Here is a 16567-nt window from a genome sequence, read left to right on the forward strand (position 1 = left end):
ATCCGGTTACGCAACCACGTGTCGATACCTTGCGGTCAACCCTGACGGAAAGGGCCAGGACGACGCGAGGAGGCACGGATGCAGGCCACAAAGTTCCATCTCGGCTGGTTCATGAACGGCTACCGGGTTCACGGCTGGCGCGACCAGTGGATCGGCACACACCAGTCCGAGGGCATGCTGCCCGGTTTCTACGTGGACATGGCGCGATCTCTGGAGCGGGCCTGCTTCGACTACTTCATCCTCGAGGACTCGTCGTTCGTTCCCGATGCCTGGGAGGGAAAGCACGACTTCTACCTCGAGAACGCCTATGCGGTACCGAAGTTCGACCCCGCCGTGCTGGCGTCGATCCTCACTCAGAACACCGAGCGGCTGGGCATCGTGACGACGCTGGCGGTCACCGAGTACCCTCCGTACCTCCTCGCGCGACTGGTGTCGACGATGGATCACGTGTCGCGCGGCCGCGCCGGCTGGAACATGGTGACCGCCAGTTCCGACCGCGCCGCCCAGAACTACGGGCACGACGCCCAACCGGACCATGACGTCCGCTACGACATGGCCGAGGAGTTCACCGACCTCGTCACCCGGCTCTGGGAGTCGTGGGAGCCGGATTCGATGGTCGTCGACCAGGACGGCATGTTCGCCGATCCCGACAAGGTCCATACGGTGGACTTCGAGGGCCGCTTCTACAAGTCGCGTGGCCCGATCAACTCCGCACGATCCCCGCAGGGTCGACCCGTGATCGTCCAGGCCGGCGGCTCCGAGAAGGGGCGGGCATACGCGTCGCGGTGTGCCGACTCGATCATCGCGTCGGCCACGACAGTCGACCAGATGACCGAGTACCGCGATGACGTCCGGGCCCGCGCCGTGGGTCACGGACGCAAGGCCGATGACGTCAAGGTGCTCTTCCTGATCTCACCCATCCTCGGCGAGACGCACCAGCACGCGGTGGCGCGCAAGGAGAAGATGATTGCCGACGCGGCTGCCGATCCGCGGTTCCGGCTCGCCGGGATGGGGTACGCGACCGACATCGACTTCTCGGAGTTCGACCTCGACGTCCCCATCCGTGAGCTCGCCGACCAGATGATCACCAACGGACACCAGAGCTCCCTGGCAGCTTTCGTCCGGCAGAACCTCGACCGGACGCTGCGGGAAGTCGCCTCGAACTCGGCGTACGGCGCCGGGCAGCGGGTCGAGTTCCTCGGTACGCCGGCGGAGGTCGCCGAGCAGATGGGCGAGGTGATGGCCGACGTCGGCGGTGACGGCTTCCTGATCACTCAGGACGTCCTCACCCGCCGCTCGATCAGTGAGATCACCGACGGCCTCGTCCCGGAGCTGCAGAAGCGCGGCCTCACCCGGGAGCGCTATCGCTACGAAATGTTCCGCGACAACCTGCTCGAATTCTGAGTGACCGCTCACGCACCCGTCCGGCAGGGGCATCGAGACGACCCATCCCATACGTTCTCCGTTACACCGGTAATGCGCCGCGCGGTGCGGCGCAATAAAAAAACCACCGTGACGACGCGGTGCCGTCATACGCCGCGGATTGGATGCCGAACAACAGACACCGACCCAGATCAGCGAGGACGGCCCAGCGCAGGTCCGAGCCTCACCCGTCGCCGCGCCATCGCCCGCCGCCGCGCCGACCCTCCACCCACATTTTTGAGGAGACGACGCCCGTGACCCCAATCAATCTGGACCGGCGTGGTTTTCTGAAGGTCAGCGGCCTGACCGTCGGAGGACTCGCCCTGGCCAACCTCATCGCCGCGTGCGGCGGTGAGGCCAGCGTGGACGGCCAGCGCAACCTGACGTTGCGGATGCCGTTCCTGCAGGACATGCAGGTTCCCGACCCCGACATCATGTACGAGGGCGAGGGGGTGCAGGTGATGAAGTCCTGCTACGAGGGCCTGGTCAACTACAAGTCGGGCACCTCCGAGATCATCCCCGGGCTGGCGGAGTCCTGGACGGTGTCTGATGACCAGCTCACCTACACCTTCAAGCTGGTGCCCGGGGTGACCTTCCACGACGGCACCCCGGCCGATGCGGCGGCCTGGGTCAAGAGCTTCGAGCGCAGGCTCGCGGTCAATGAGGGGCCGGCCTACATGGTGGCCGGCATCGCCAGATCCGAGGCGCCCGATCCGACCACTCTGGTGGTGACGCTCAAGGAGCCCAACAACGCGTTCCCTACATGGTGGCCGGCATCGCCAGATCCGAGGCGCCCGATCCGACCACTCTGGTGGTGACGCTCAAGGAGCCCAACAACGCGTTCCTGCATTACGCGGCGTGCCCGTGGCAGATGTTCGCGGTGAGTCCGACCGCGGTCGAAACCAATGCGGTGGGTGGGGATCTGGCGCAGGAGTGGCTCAAGACCCACGATGCGGGGACCGGGCCGTATGCGATGAAGGAGTTCGTGCCGGGCAGCCACTACACGCTGGAGCGGTTCGACGGGTACTGGGGTGAGGAGCCGTACTTCCAGAGCGTCCGGATCGAGATCGTTCCCGAGATCGCCACGCAGAAGCTGCAACTCGATCAGGGCGCCTTCGACCTGGTGGCCAAGGGCTTCGCGATCCCCGACGTCCTCAACTACAAGCAGAACGCGAAATTCAACACGATCACGGCAGCCGGTTCCACCGTCATCGTGCTCTGGATGAATTTCAACGCCGGTGTGTTTGCCGACAAGTCGCTGCGGCAGGCGATGATGACCGCCCTGGACCGCTCCGCGATCGTCGAGGCCGCGTTCCAGGGTCTGACCCCGATGCAGTCGAACTTCTGGCCGGAGAACATGTTCCCCGAAGGCTTGGTGCCTTTCGACCCACCGGTCGACATCGGGCCGCTGGAAGCGATCGTGCCGACGTTGCCGTCCAAGAAGATCGACCTGGCCTGGGTGACCTCCTATGGTGCGCCCGGCCAGCAGATCGCCGAGCTGATCCAGACCCAACTCGCCCCGACCGGGCTGGAGATCACCGTGCGCGCTATGCCCAGCGCCGAGTCCTTCGACCTGGCCAACCAACCGGCCGAGCGCAGGCCCGACCTCATGGTCGCGGGCATCGGCGGCGACGCGCTGCACCTCGACACCGCGATGCGGATCTTCCTGCGCACCGGAGCCAAGCCGCTCAACTTCTTTCAGTACGGCAACCCCGAGGTCGACCGGCTCATGGACGAGGCGATCACCAAACCCACCGACGACGAAACCAACGAGGTGTACCTGCAGATCACCGCGACCATCGAGGACGAGGCACTCTGGGTGCCGCTATGCCGACGGATGGACACCACGATCACCCAGGCGCAGATCGACGGGTTCGTCGGGAACTCCTATCTGCCCTACATCTTCGACACGGGGGTCATACGGCGCGCCTAGTGTCGCGAGTGGTGCCTGGGGACCGCAGGCGAAACGAGAACTATTGTGAAACAACAACTACCGATGTCGATTCCGACCCGCCGAACGAGTCCTCGAGCGACGCGGGGCACCGCTGTGCCGCCGCCGCAAACGCGGCGCAATGTGCTGGGCATCTGGGTGACCCCCGGGTGTCACGCAGCCGGGTTTCCATCGTGGTGCACATCCAGAGAAGAGGTGTCTTCATGACAACAGCGCACGATGTTGCCACGGATGCGTCCGATGCACCGGTCGCCCCGCGGGCCCGGGTAGTGGACCTGGCAGTCACATTCGAGCGCCGCGGAGTTCCGGTCAACGCGTTGCGGGGTATGACGCTGGACATCGGGCACGGCGAAATCCTGGCCGTGGTGGGGGAATCCGGTTCGGGTAAGAGCGTGATGGGCCACGCCCTGCTCGGGCTGCTGTCCGGTGACCCGTCACCCAGGATCACCGGCCGTGCCGAGGTGTGCGGTGTCGATATGGTCGCCGCCTCCGACCAGGAGCGACGGCGGGTCCGAAAGGCACACCTGGGCGCGATCTTCCAGGATCCGATGACGTCGCTCAACCCGACCATGCGGGTGGGCCGTCAGGTCGTCGAGGCCGCGGGGTCGCCCGAGGAGGCACTCCGCCTTCTCGATCTGGTCGGCATCCCCGACCCGGCGCGCCGCATGAAGGCATTCCCGCACGAGTTGTCCGGCGGTCTGCGACAGCGGGTGATGATCGCCATGGCGGTGGCCGGTAAGCCCGACCTGGTTATCGCCGACGAGCCGACCACGGCGCTCGACGTCACCGTCCAAACCCAGGTGCTCAGCCTGATCCGCGATCTGTGCGACCAGCTCGGCACCTCGTTCATCCTGGTCACCCATGACATCGGCGTGGCCTCGCAGGTTTGCGACCGCATCGCCGTCATGTACGGCGGCCGACTGGCCGAGGCCGGCCAGATGGACAGTGTGCTGCGGGCGCCGTCACACCCGTACACCGTGGGCCTGCTGAATGCGCGTCTGGACCTGGACCTGCCGATCGGCCGGGCGATCCCCTCACTGCCGGGCGAGCCGCCGGATCCTCGTGCGCACCCGCCCGGCTGCGCCTTCGCGCCCCGCTGCCCGGCCGCGGTCGCGCCCTGCCTGGAGACCCTTCCCGCCCCCACACCGGCGACCACCCACGACGGCGTGGCCGCCTGCCTGGTCCCCGAGTCGACCTCGGTGATCGCCGATCTCGCCGAGACGGAACCGTTCAAGCCGATGAGAGAACCGCAGGACACGGTGCCGGCCGCCCGGGTCAACGGCGTCGACAAGCAGTTCGACGTGCGGCGCGGCCTGCTGCACAAGGACAAACTCCATGCGCTGCGCAACGTCATCCTCGACATCGCCCCCGGCGAGTCGGTGGCCGTGGTCGGCGAGTCCGGATCGGGTAAGTCCACCCTGCTGCGGGTGGTTGCCGGGCTGATGAAACCGGAGAGCGGCAACGTCGAACGACCCCTCGGCCAGCCGCAGATGGTGTTCCAGGACGCCGGCGCCTCCCTCACTCCATGGTTGAGCGTCGGCGAGATCGTCGGGGAGCGGCTGATCAAGACGTCCGGCCGGGCCGAGCGGCGCAAGATGGTGGACCGGGCACTTCGTCAGGTGGGCTTGCCTCCCGACGTGGCGAGCGTCAAGGCCGGCCTGCTGTCGGGCGGTCAGCGGCAGCGGGTCGCGTTCGCCCGGGCCATCATCGTCCCGCCCAAGCTGCTGCTGTGCGACGAGCCCACGTCGGCACTGGATGCATCACTGGCCGCCTCGGTGCTGAACCTGCTGCAGGAACTGCGTCGCGAGCTCGGCATGGCGGTGATGTTCGTGACGCATGACCTGGCCGCCGCCCGGTTCATCTCCGACCGCACCGCGGTGATGTATCTCGGCCAGATCGTCGAGGTGGGCCCCACCCTGGAAGTCATCAGCAACCCGACGCACCCCTACACCAAGGCGCTGCTGGCCGCGATCCCCTCGCCCGGGACCGCACCGGTCCGCCTGCCCGGCGAACCGGCCAGTGCGCTCGCGGTACCGCCGGGGTGCTCGTTCCATCCACGGTGCCCGGAGCGGATCGACCGGTGTGAGACCGACGAGCCGATCCTCTACTCACTCGACGGCACGAGCAACCGCTTCGCGGCTTGTCTTCTCACCCAGGCAGATCAGGAGAACCCGCAGCGGGCCGCCTCCTGACGAGCGGCTCGATTCGGCAGGCGGGCAGGAAGCCGGCGGAATGTCCGACAGATCGGCGCAATAGAGGCGCCACGGCGGCGCATTCACCCCGACATCCGCGCGCGCTGTGATGGCTTCAAAGGACAACGGACCCAGGAGCATTCCATGACCAAGAAGTTTCACCTCGGCTGGTTCATGAATTTCACGCCGCCGGATTGGGAGTCGGAGTGGGCTTCCCCGGATGTGGCGCAGTGGGCCAATGGGCGGTTCTACGTGGATATGGCGAAGAGTATGGAGCGGGCGTGTTTCGACTTCATGATGATCGAGGACACGGTGATGGTGGCCGATGCGTATGGCGGCACCATGGAGGGGTCGTTGAAGAACGCGATCTTCGCGCCGAAGCAGGATCCGGTGCCGTTGGCGATTCAGGTGGCGTGCAATACCTCCAACCTTGGTGTGGTGGCGTTGGCGCGGTTGTGTTCGACGGTCGACTCGATCGCCGAGGGCCGTTTCGGGTGGAACATCGTGTCCTCGGCCGAGGATCGGGCGGCGCAGAACTTCGGGCTCGGGGGGTTGCCCGAGCACGACGAGCGCTACAACGTCGCCGAGGAGTATTTCGACGTCGTCAACCAGTTGTGGGATTCCTGGGAGGCCGATGCGGTGGTGATGGACCGCAAGACCCACACCTTCGCCGACTTCAACAAGGTTCACACCATCGATTTCGACGGTAAGTATTTCAAGTCCCGTGGTCCGTTGAACACGGTGCCGTCTCCGCAGCATCGGCCCACTTTCTTGCAGGCGGGTGCGTCGCCGAAGGGTCGGCAGTTCGCCGCGGGTGCTGCTGATGCGATCATCGCGGTCGGCACCGGGGTCGAGGGAATGAAGGAGTACCGCGACGACATCCGGGCCCGTGCCAAGGCCGCCGGCCGCAATCCCGATGACGTCAAACTTCTCTTCGTCGTCTCACCGACGATCGCGGCGACCGAAGCCGAAGCCCGCGCGAAGGTGGCCCGATTCGCGGCCGCCCCGAACTTCGAGGAGAAGGCGCTGGTCGGCATCTCGTCGAACACCGAGATCGACTTCAAGCAGTTCGATCTCGACGAACCGCTGCCGGCGGATCTGACCACCAACGGCGAACGCGGATCGCTCGAACACTTCATGCGCGGCAACGGTGCTCCTGGACCCAAGACCCTCCGCGAACTCGTGCACGAGCGGACCACCCGCGGATTGGAACTCGTCGGCACCGCCGACCAGGTCGCCGAGAAGATGGGCGAAGCCATGGAGGAGATCGGCGGCGACGGCTTCCTGATCAGCAGGGGTGGGCGCGACCTGTCCCGCGAGTACATCACCGAGGTGTGCGACGGGTTGGTGCCCGCCCTGCAGCGGCGCGGGCTGATGCGCACCGAGTACACCACGTCCACTCTGCGCGAAACCTTGCGTGAGTTTTAAACGCGGTTCATTCCACCACTATTCAGGAGATTGAGATGACCAAGAAGTTTCACCTCGGCTGGTTCATGAACTTCATCCCGCCGGAGTGGGACACCGACGACGCCTCGCCGGACGTCCGGATGTGGCCGAACGGGCGGTTCTATGTCGACATGGCGCGGGCCATGGAGCGGGCGTGTTTCGACCTCATCATGATCGAGGACACGGTGATGGTGGCCGACGCCTACGGCGGCACCATGGAAGGTGCGCTGAAGCACTCGGCCTTCGCGCCGAAGCACGATCCGGTGCCGTTGGCGGTCCAGGTGGCGTGCAACACGTCCAATCTTGGTGTGGTGTCGACGATGTCGACGAGTTTCTATCCGCCGTATCTGTTGGCGCGGTTGTGTTCGACGGTCGACTCGATCGCCGAGGGCCGTTTCGGGTGGAACATCGTGTCCTCGTTGGCGCGGTTGTGTTCGACGGTCGACTCGATCGCCGAGGGCCGTTTCGGGTGGAACATCGTGTCCTCGGCCGAGGATCGGGCGGCGCAGAACTTCGGTTTGGAAGGGTTGCCCGAGCACGACGAGCGCTACAACGTCGCCGAGGAGTATTTCGACGTCGTCAACCAGTTGTGGGACTCGTGGGAGGCCGATGCGGTGGTGATGGACCGCAAGACACATACCTTCGCCGACTTCAACAAGGTTCACACCATCGATTTCGACGGGAAGTACTTCAAGTCCCGCGGCCCGCTGAACACCGTGCCCTCCCCGCAGCACCGGCCCGCTTTCCTGCAGGCGGGTGCCTCGCCGAAAGGCCGTCAGTTCGCCGCCGGTGCCGCCGACGCGATCGTCGCGGTCGGCACCGGGGTCGAGGGGATGAAGGAGTACCGCGACGACATCCGGGCCCGTGCCAAGGCCGCCGGCCGCAATCCCGATGACGTCAAACTTCTCTTCGTCGTCTCACCGACGATCGCCGCCACCGAGGCCGAAGCCCGCGCGGAGGTCGATCGGTTGCTCAATCATCCCTCCTACGTGGAGAAATCGCTGGTCAGCATCTCGTCGAACACCGAGATCGACTTCAAGCAGTTCGATCTCGACGAGCCACTGCCTGCCGACCTGACCACCAACGGCGAACGCGGGTCGCTGGAGTACTTCATGCGCGGTGACGGCACCCCCGGGCCCAAGACACTGCGCCAACTCGTGCTGCACCGGGCCAAGCGCGGCCTGGAACTCGTCGGCACTCCCGATCAGGTCGCCGAGAAGATGGGCCAGGCCATGGAGGAGGTCGGCGGCGACGGCTTCCTGATCGCCAAGCCCGGCTGGGACCTCTCGCGAAAGTACATCGAGTCGATCTGCGACGGACTGGTGCCCGCCCTGCAGCGGCGCGGGCTCACCCGCACCGCCTACACCACAACGACTCTGCGCGACACCCTCCGCGAGTTCTGAGGGCGCTGATATCAACCAGATGCTGCGTGGCCACCGGTGACCACGCCGACACCACCACCTGCCCCGTCAGGGCATATTCCGGGCGCACATCCATGGAGCTATCCGGTCACCATGGTCTTGGCCGGTTTCATCATGGCGATGACCGCTCCGATCGAACTGCTCTACGCCATCAAACTCGGCCTGTCCACCGCCGAGGTGACCGCTTTCATCCTGGTCTCGGCGCTGGGCGTCGTCGCCGTCGACGTGCTCGGCACCCGCGTGATCACCCGTGTCGACGCGCGAACGACCATCGCGATCGGTCTCGCACTGTTCGCGGCCAGCGAGGGGTGCTTCATGTTGTCCCAGGGGACAACTGGCCTGCTCGCCTCACGTGTCCTGCAAGGTCTCGCCAGCGCCGTGGTCGCCGGTGCGGCGCTGCAGGTCGCAGTCCGGATGCACAGCCGTCCCCACCAGGTGCTGGGTTCCAATCAGGGGCTTCAGCTGCTCGGTGCGGCCCTGGGTGCACCCACCGGCGGCATCATCGCCGGGCTGCTCTCCGGGCTGGACGGCTACCGACTCAGCTTCCTGGTCTGCGCCGGGCTCGGCGTGGTCGTCGCCGTGGCGGCAGTTCTTCTGTTGCCCGGGCTGCCGCCCCCGGGCGACGGCTACCGACCCCGGATCGGGTTGCCCGAACTCAGCTTGCCACCGGTTCTGCGGATGGCGCTCGCGCTCGGCCTCTTCGGCAACTACCTGCGCAGCGGCATCGAGAACACCGCGCTGCCGCTGGTCGGCCACGCCTACGGGCTGTCTGCGGCGAACATCGGTGTGGCGCTGGGGATCCTGTCCGCGGTCCAGATCGTGGTGCTGGCGCTGGCAGGGCGCCTCTTCGAGCGAGTACCGCCGGCGCGCTGCCTGGCCGTCGCGCTGCTGCTCGGCATCGTCGCGGTGGTCCTGCTGGCCACCGTCCAGGATCTTCGCGGGTTCCTCGCGGCGGCCGCCCTGTTCGGCGTGGTCGACGGCATCGCCCTGTCGGCGCCTCCGGTACTCATCGTGGCGCTGAGCCCCAACCCGTCCACCGGGGTGGCCACCTACCGCATCGCGTGTGGGATGGGGTCGTTTCTCGGCGCCGGAAGCGTGAACCTCCTCATCGCCGTGCTCGGTGCCGGCGGCGGTCTGGCGGTGGTGTCGGGGATCCTTGCGGTCGGCGCCGTGCTCGCCCGCAGCACGGCCCGCCGGTTTCCGCCTGCCGCACCCGCCCCGGGCTGACCGCGCAGCGCGGCCAATGTGACACCCGGTGAAACCTCAAGGCCCGACGCGCAATAGGCCCGCAACGTAATCGATCTGTTGGCGATACCGGCTGCGTGTGAACTTCGCACCAGAGACGTCCCATGCAGTCCCCACAGGAGGAACCGTGGCAGTCGCACAACCGTATATCCCCGGAATCCGGGTTCCCATTCCCTCCGGCAGGAAAGCCACCCTGGCGGTCAGGCACTACTTCCGCGGTACGTCGGTGCCGAGTTGGCTCGCCTTCGGCGCGCTCGCGGCGATGTTCTTCGTCGCGATCTTCGCGCCGCTGCTGGCCCCGTTCGACCCACTGGTGCCGGCCGGGAAGGCCATGGTCGCACCCAGTGCGGAGAACTGGTTGGGCACCGACACCGTGGGCCGTGACGTGTTGTCCCGGGTCCTGGTCGGAATGTCCACCAGCTGGTGGGGGGCGCTGGCAGTGGTCGCCTCGGGAGTGCTCATCGGCGGTCTCATCGGCCTGATCGCCGGCGCTGTCGGGGGGATCGTCGACGCCGCACTCATGCGGATCACCGACGTCTTCCTCTCCCTGCCGGGGCCAATCCTCGCGATCGCGGTGGTGGCCGCCATGGGCCCGTCCTACATCCACACGCTCATCGGTGTCGCGATCGTGTGGTGGCCGCTCTACGCGCGGATCGTGCGTGCCGAGATTCGCAAGTTGCGCGCCTCACCCCACATGGAGGCGGCCCGCATCGCCGGTGCCGGCCGGCAGCGCCAGCTCACCCGCCACCTGCTGCCGGGAGCGGTGCCGGTCACCATCGTCACTGCGAGCCTTGACATCTCCGCTCTGGTGCTGCTGTTGTCCGGTCTGTCCTTCCTGGGACTGGGAGCGCCGCAACCCGCGCCGGAACTGGGCGCGATGAGTGCGCAGGGACTGACCCATATCTTCAGCGCCTGGTGGATCCCGATCTTCCCGGCCGTGGCCGTCGGGCTCATCGCCATCGTCAGTAACTTCGCCGGTGACGCGCTGCGCGACCGCATCCGCGACCGCTGAGGGGAAACCGCCATGCTGATGACGCTCGGCCGGCGTTTCCTGGGCGCCGTTCCCGTGTTGCTCGCACTCGTCGCGGTCGTTTTCACACTGCAGAAGATCGCCCCGGTCGACCCGGTGGTGGCGTTGGTCGGTGAGAAGGCGCCTCCGGAGGTGTACGAGGCCGCTCGGGAGAAGCTCGGGCTCAACGACCCACTGCCCGTGCAGCTGCTCGGCTATCTCGGCAAGGCGTTGCAGGGTGACCTCGGTGTGTCCACCGTGACACGGACGCCGGTGGCAGACAACATCCTCGAGTTCCTCCCTGTGACATTGGAATTGGTCTTCATCGCAGGCATCCTCATCGCGGTGATCGGGTTCTTCCTCGGCCTGGCGACCGCTCAGGGCTGGCGCGGCTCGGGGGTGCTCCGGGTGGTGATGATCTCCGGCGCGTCGGTGCCGGTGTTCCTCGCCTGTCTGCTGGCGATGCTGATCTTCTACCGCTGGCTGGACATCCTGCCGGTCACCGGGCAGACCTCGTTCTACGACGCACCGACCGGGCCAACACATTTCCTGCTGATCGACAGCCTACTGGCGGGCCGCCCAATGCTGTTCTGGGACGCGCTCAAACACCTCATCCTGCCTGCGCTGTGCATCGCCATCACGCCCGCGGTCGCCGTGGGTCGTGTGCTGCGCAGCAGCCTCGAGGGCACGATGCGAGCGGAATACATCCGCACCGCCCGGTCCAAAGGCATTGGCGAGAAACGCATTCTGATCCAGCACGCACTGCGTAACGCCGTAGGTCCGGTGTTCGCCCTGCTGGGTCTGCAGCTGGCCGGGATGATCGGCAACAGCATCGTGGTGGAGTTGATCTTCGCCCGGCCCGGCATCGGCCTCTTCATCGCCCAGGCCATCTCCAAGGGAGACTTCAACACGATCGCCGGCGTCACCCTGGTCATCGGTGTCCTCTACGTGCTGGCCAACATCGTCGTCGATCTCATGCAGGCCGTCGCGGACCCACGCGTCGCCGTCTGAGGCGCCCATAGCGCAATCTGCCCGCAACAGTAACGTTTTCGGACGGACTCGCTGACGCTGTGCTATTTAGCGATGACAACTCCACTCGACATTCGGGAAGCGAAAGCCGGCAAATCCTCTCCGTTGCCCCCGGTCGAGTCGGAACGCCACGGACGGTTCGGACGCGGCACACTGCGCCTGCTGGCACCGGTGCTGAGCCGGCGCAACCGATTCGGGATCTGGGCCGGGGTGGTGCTCGCGATCGTCGCCATGGGACTGATCGGCCTGGTCCCGCTGATCCAGCAGATCATCCTCGACGACGCGATCGTCGAACACCGGCGCTCCCTGCCGCTGTGGCTGGGCATCCTGCTCGCCGTGGGTCTGGCGAGTTTCGTGGCCAACTATCTGCGGCGCTCCGTCGGCGGGCGTGCGGCGGTCCGCGCTCAACGCGACCTGCAGGTCAGGGTGCACCATCACATGCAGTACCTGGACGCCTCCCGTCGCGACGAGTTGCGGGCCGGCGACATCATGTCCCGGGCCACCTGCGACCTGACCCTGATCCAGATGTTCCTGCAACAACTCGGCGTCGCCTACGGCAACATCGCGCTGCTCGCCGTCTCGCTGGTCGTCATGGTGGTGCTGTCACCGCTGCTCGCGCTGATCATGGTGGTGTCGGTGCCGACCTTCCTGATCGTCGCGATGCGGTTCCGCAGCAGGTCTTTTCCGGCCAGCTGGATGGACCAACGCTTCCAGGGCAGCGTCGCCGGGGTGGTCGAGGAAGCGGTCACCGGTGTCCGCGTCGTCAAGGCGTTCGGCCAGGAGAGCCAGGAGCAGGACGCGCTGCATGCCGAGGCGGGCAAGCTGTTCCAGTCCCGGCTGCGCACGGCGCGGATCACCGCTGTCTATGCCGCCGCACTGGACGCGATTCCGGGGCTCACCCAGCTCGCGGTGCTCGCGCTCGGGGGCTGGCTGGTGATGGAAGGCCGGGTGTCGCTCGGGGTGTTCCTGGCCTTCGGCAGTTACATCCTGCAACTCGTCGCGCCGGTGCGCTTCCTGTCGGGCCTCATGGCCACCAGCCAGCAGGCGCGCGCCGGCGCGCAACGGATCGTGGAGCTGCTGTCGGTCCAGTCGCGCGTTCAGGAGCGGCCGGACCCCGTCGTGCTGACCGAGCCGGTCGGCCTCGTCGAACTCGACCACGTGGACTTCGGTTATCCCGGTGGGGGCGCGGTCCTGCGCGATGTCTGCCTTCGGATCGCGCCGGGGGAGACCGTCGCCATCGTCGGCGCGTCGGGGTCCGGCAAGTCGACGTTGGCCCATCTGTTGGCGCGCTTCCACGACCCCACCGCCGGAGCAGTCCGGCTTGATGGCCGCGACATCCGCGATTACGGCCTGACCTCGCTGCGCGCGAACGTCGGCATCGTCTTCGAGGAGGGTTTCCTGTTCTCGACGACGATCAGGGACAACATCGCGTTCGGGTGCCCCGACGCCGCTGACGACGACGTCGAACGCGCCGCCGTGGCCGCACACGCCCACGGGTTCGTCGCGGGGCTGCCCGACGGCTACGACACGTTGGTCGGGGAGCGTGGCTTCACCCTGTCCGGCGGCCAGCGGCAGCGACTTGCGCTGGCCCGCGCGGCGCTGACCAACCCGACCGTGCTCATCCTCGACGACGCCACGTCGGCGATCGACGCGCGCACCGAACACGCTGTCCACCGCTCACTCGAGGAGGTGCGCGCCCGGCGCACCACGGTGCTGATCGCGCACCGGCGTTCGACCCTGATGCTCGCCGATCGGGTGATCGTGCTGGACCGCGGCCGGATCGTCGACACCGGGACGACCGAGGAGCTGCTGGCGCGGTCAGCGCTGTTCCGCGAGCTGCTCACCGGTCCCGATGCCGAATCCGCCGGTCCGGCGTCGGCCGAGGCGCCGGTGACCGTGCTCGACGCGGCGGCCTGGCCCCAGGGCGTCTCCCGGCTGGGCGCGCCGAAGATGAGCAGCTTCACCAGCGAGGCGGCCACCCGGGCCGCCTCGGGATCGCAGGGACCCGGGATGAGCGGAGACGCCTCCACCCTGGCCGGGCTGTCGAGCGTATCCCCGAAGCTGACGGACGCGGTGGCGGCACTTCCGCCGCTGCGGGGCGAGCCGGACATCGACATGGCAGAGGCAACCGCGCCGGTCCGAGAACTGACCATGGCCAGCGTATTCCGACCGTTCCGCCGGCCACTGCTGCTGGCGAGCCTGCTGGTGGTGGTCGACGGGGCGCTGTGGATCTCTGCGCCGATCCTGATCCGGTTCGGACTCGACCACGGCGTGCTGAACAACTCCCACCGGGCCCTGGTCGTGGTGTGCCTGGTGCTCGCGGCGGTGCAGGTGCTGATCTGGCTCAACACCAGGGTGATGGTGGTCTACACCCAGCGAACGGCGGAGCGGGTGCTTTTCGGTCTGCGCGTGCGCACCTTCTCCCACCTGCAGCGGCTCGCGCTCGACTACTACGAGCAATACATGGCGGGCCACATCATGACCCGGATGACCTCCGATGTGGAGGCCTTCGCCCAGCTTCTGCAGCAGGGCCTGCTGACGGCGATGGTCAGCCTGTTGTCCTGCGCCGGGGTGGCGGTGGCGCTGGCCATCTTCGATCCGCAGCTGGCCCTTGCCACCGCGGTGGTGCTGCCGTTCCTGATCGCCGCGACGATGTGGTTCCGCCGCGAGTCGGGGCGGACCTACCTACTTGCCCGGGAACGGGTTTCGGTGCTGTACGGCAACATGCAGGAGAGCCTGGCGGGGGTCGCGGTGAGCCAGGCCTACTGCCAGCAACCGGCCAACGAGGCGCGGTTCGCGGTGCTGGCGGACGCCTACTGCACGGCGCGGGTTCGCTCGGCCGAGCTGATGGCCCGGTTCTTTCCGTTCCTGCTGCTGCTCAGCATCGTTGCGAAGGCGATCGCCCTCGCGGTGGCGGCGCCGCGGCTGGCCGCAGGGGATCTCAGCTACGGCGTGCTCATCGCCTTCCTGCTGTACCTGGATCTGTTCTTCACTCCGATTCAGCAGCTGTCCTTCGTGTTCGATCAATGGCTGCAGGCGCGCGTTGCGCTGACCCAGCTGCGCGAACTGCTGAGGACGCCGAGCGCGACCCCTGCGCCGGCGTCGGGTTTCCGCAGGGAGCGGCTGGACGGCCGGATCCAGCTGGAGCACGTCACGTTCGTCTACCCGAGCACCGGCCTGGTCGCGATGAACGATGTCTCCCTGGACATCCCGGCGGGGCAGACGGTGGCGCTGGTCGGCACCACCGGAGCGGGGAAGTCGACGCTGGTGAAGCTGATCGCCCGGTTCTACGACCCGACCTCCGGCGCCGTGCTGATCGACGGGTTGCCCCTCACCGAACTCGACCTGGTGGCGTACCGCCGACAACTCGGCTACGTCCCGCAGGAGCCGTTCCTGTTCTCCGGAACGATCCGATCCAACATCGCCTATGGCAATCCGGATGCACCCGACCTGGCCGTCGAGCAGGCGGCCCGCGCGGTCGGAGCGCACGCTTTCATCGCCGAATTGTCCTGCGGTTACCACACTCCCGTCAGTGAGCAGGGCGGGTCACTGTCGGCAGGGCAGCGCCAACTGCTGGGCCTGGCCCGCGCCCTGCTGGTCGACCCGCGCATCCTGCTGCTGGACGAGGCGACGGCCAATCTGGACCTGGCCACCGAGGCGCAGGTGCAGCGCGCCATGAGTCAGGTCTCGCGGGGCCGCACCACGATCGTCATCGCCCACCGGCTGCAGACCGCCCGCGCCGCGCAACGCGTCCTGGTCGTGGACAACGGGCTGATCGTCGAGGACGGAGCCCACGACGAACTGCTGGCACTGGGCGGCCGCTACGCCGCCCTGTGGTCCGCCAACACCCAGCACCACCCGGCGACCGGACACCACGAATCGGCTTGTCGCCCATCGGCGCCGGCCTCAGGTCGGCCCAGGGGTGAACGCCGCGCAACCGGGGGACGTGTCAGGCCGAGCGCGACGCACACGCCGTGAACGCGATCCGGTCGCTCCGCATCCGGAACTGCGACAGCGCGCGCGGCTGCCCGCTCGCGTCCTCGAGGATGTCCTCCAAGAAGATCATCGGCGCTCCGAGCACGACGCCGACCAGGGCGGCCGACTGCTCGTCGGCCGCGGTGGCACCGATCGTGGTGCGACTGCCGGTGATCTTGACGTCGAGGTGGCGCTCCAGGAAAAGGAGGGGGTCCGGCTCGGTGATCTCGAGGTCACGGGACTGGTCGGGGTGCATCGCGATGTAGCTCACCGAGATGCCCAGCGGCTGGGTGTCCTGTACGAGCAGTGACTCGATCATGAGCACCGTCCAATCGGACGGCAGGCGCAGGCGTTCGCGCACCAACCGCAGGCCGCCCAGGGTTCGGTATTCGAGCGTCTTGAGCTCGGTGCGGATACTGGCGTCACCACCGAACTCCCTGACGGGAGAGAGCTGGTTGATGCGCAGCATCACCGCGGCCGCCGACCGGGTACCGCGCTTGGGGCTGCGGGTGACCAGGCCATCCTTGGCGAGCTGCTGCAGCACGGCCCTGACGGTGTTGCGGCTCGCCGACAGTGCGTCGATGAGCTCGCCCTCGACGAGGAACTGGTCACCATGTCCGTTCTGCAGGGTCGAGCGCAGTAGATCGTAGGTCCGTCGCAGCGAGTTGTTGAGGCGGTCCGGCGTCTGCCGGTTCCGCTGGTAGAGCGTCTCGGGCCGCACGGGCCGGGTCGGGCTGGGCCTCAATGCACACCGCCGCCGGTCCAGAGCTCGTGAAGGCCGATCCTCATGAAATCCTCCTCTTCAGGCGGGTTGCGTGGACGTGGTGACACCAATTAACAAATGGGTTTGTTTCAACTCTTCGCCGATGAGAAGTCG

11 protein-coding genes are annotated in these 16567 nt (G+C 67.1%); 10 read left to right on the top strand and 1 reads right to left on the bottom strand.

Annotated features, from left to right (window positions below; translation table 11 throughout):
- Positions 1 to 78: 78 nt before the first annotated feature.
- The 10 genes from H7I57_RS00405 (at position 79) to H7I57_RS00450 (ending at position 15693) form a co-directional block, all read left to right on the top strand.
- The gene (locus tag H7I57_RS00405; protein WP_264021226.1) at positions 79 to 1404 is read left to right on the top strand and encodes an NtaA/DmoA family FMN-dependent monooxygenase; all 1326 of its coding nucleotides are present in this window, start codon (positions 79 to 81) and stop codon (positions 1402 to 1404) included.
- A 272-nt stretch (positions 1405 to 1676) separates the two neighbouring features.
- On the top strand, positions 1677 to 2240 hold the full coding sequence (locus tag H7I57_RS33390) for an ABC transporter substrate-binding protein (RefSeq protein WP_264021227.1): 564 nt from the start codon (positions 1677 to 1679) through the stop codon (positions 2238 to 2240).
- Positions 2186 to 3355, top strand: a complete 1170-nt coding sequence (locus H7I57_RS00415) for an ABC transporter substrate-binding protein (RefSeq protein WP_264021228.1) — start codon at positions 2186 to 2188, stop codon at positions 3353 to 3355. The genes H7I57_RS33390 and H7I57_RS00415 overlap by 55 nt, the downstream gene beginning before the upstream one ends.
- Positions 3356 to 3576: 221 nt before the next feature.
- The gene (locus H7I57_RS00420; RefSeq protein WP_264021229.1) at positions 3577 to 5565 is read left to right on the top strand and encodes a dipeptide ABC transporter ATP-binding protein; all 1989 of its coding nucleotides are present in this window, start codon (positions 3577 to 3579) and stop codon (positions 5563 to 5565) included.
- A 144-nt stretch (positions 5566 to 5709) separates the two neighbouring features.
- Positions 5710 to 6993, top strand: coding sequence for an NtaA/DmoA family FMN-dependent monooxygenase (locus H7I57_RS00425; RefSeq protein ID WP_264021230.1), 1284 nt, complete (start codon positions 5710 to 5712; stop codon positions 6991 to 6993).
- Between the two features lie 35 nt (positions 6994 to 7028).
- A complete protein-coding gene (locus H7I57_RS00430) occupies positions 7029 to 8414 on the top strand; it encodes an NtaA/DmoA family FMN-dependent monooxygenase (protein ID WP_264021231.1) in 1386 nt (461 codons plus the stop codon).
- 111 nt (positions 8415 to 8525) lie between these two features.
- Entirely contained in the window at positions 8526 to 9659 is a 1134-nt protein-coding gene (locus tag H7I57_RS00435; protein ID WP_264021233.1) for an MFS transporter, read from the top strand.
- Positions 9660 to 9804: 145 nt separating this feature from the next.
- Positions 9805 to 10689: an ABC transporter permease gene (locus H7I57_RS00440; protein WP_264021234.1), complete on the top strand. Its 885-nt coding sequence runs from the start codon at positions 9805 to 9807 to the stop codon at positions 10687 to 10689.
- A gap of 12 nt (positions 10690 to 10701) precedes the next feature.
- Positions 10702 to 11697 (top strand): ABC transporter permease, encoded by a 996-nt coding sequence (locus tag H7I57_RS00445; protein ID WP_264021236.1) that lies wholly within the window; start codon positions 10702 to 10704, stop codon positions 11695 to 11697.
- Between the two features lie 72 nt (positions 11698 to 11769).
- Positions 11770 to 15693, top strand: coding sequence for an ABC transporter ATP-binding protein (locus H7I57_RS00450; RefSeq protein WP_264021237.1), 3924 nt, complete (start codon positions 11770 to 11772; stop codon positions 15691 to 15693).
- Here the strand turns inward: H7I57_RS00450 and H7I57_RS00455 are convergent.
- Positions 15665 to 16435, bottom strand: coding sequence for a GntR family transcriptional regulator (locus H7I57_RS00455; protein ID WP_264021238.1), 771 nt, complete (start codon positions 16433 to 16435; stop codon positions 15665 to 15667). The two genes, H7I57_RS00450 and H7I57_RS00455, sit on opposite strands and share 29 nt — an antisense overlap.
- Positions 16436 to 16567: the final 132 nt, after the last annotated feature.

This window comes from Mycolicibacterium pyrenivorans (genome assembly GCF_025821625.1).
Lineage (GTDB): Bacteria > Actinomycetota > Actinomycetes > Mycobacteriales > Mycobacteriaceae > Mycobacterium > Mycobacterium pyrenivorans.

Coding starts and splice junctions, on each gene's coding strand:
- H7I57_RS00450 (WP_264021237.1), top strand. CDS start 11,770: ATGACAACTCCACTCGACATTCGGGAAGCGAAAGCCGGCAAATCCTCT.
- H7I57_RS00415 (WP_264021228.1), top strand. CDS start 2,186: ATGGTGGCCGGCATCGCCAGATCCGAGGCGCCCGATCCGACCACTCTG.
- H7I57_RS00430 (WP_264021231.1), top strand. CDS start 7,029: ATGACCAAGAAGTTTCACCTCGGCTGGTTCATGAACTTCATCCCGCCG.
- H7I57_RS00445 (WP_264021236.1), top strand. CDS start 10,702: ATGCTGATGACGCTCGGCCGGCGTTTCCTGGGCGCCGTTCCCGTGTTG.
- H7I57_RS00435 (WP_264021233.1), top strand. CDS start 8,526: ATGGTCTTGGCCGGTTTCATCATGGCGATGACCGCTCCGATCGAACTG.
- H7I57_RS00405 (WP_264021226.1), top strand. CDS start 79: ATGCAGGCCACAAAGTTCCATCTCGGCTGGTTCATGAACGGCTACCGG.
- H7I57_RS00420 (WP_264021229.1), top strand. CDS start 3,577: ATGACAACAGCGCACGATGTTGCCACGGATGCGTCCGATGCACCGGTC.
- H7I57_RS00425 (WP_264021230.1), top strand. CDS start 5,710: ATGACCAAGAAGTTTCACCTCGGCTGGTTCATGAATTTCACGCCGCCG.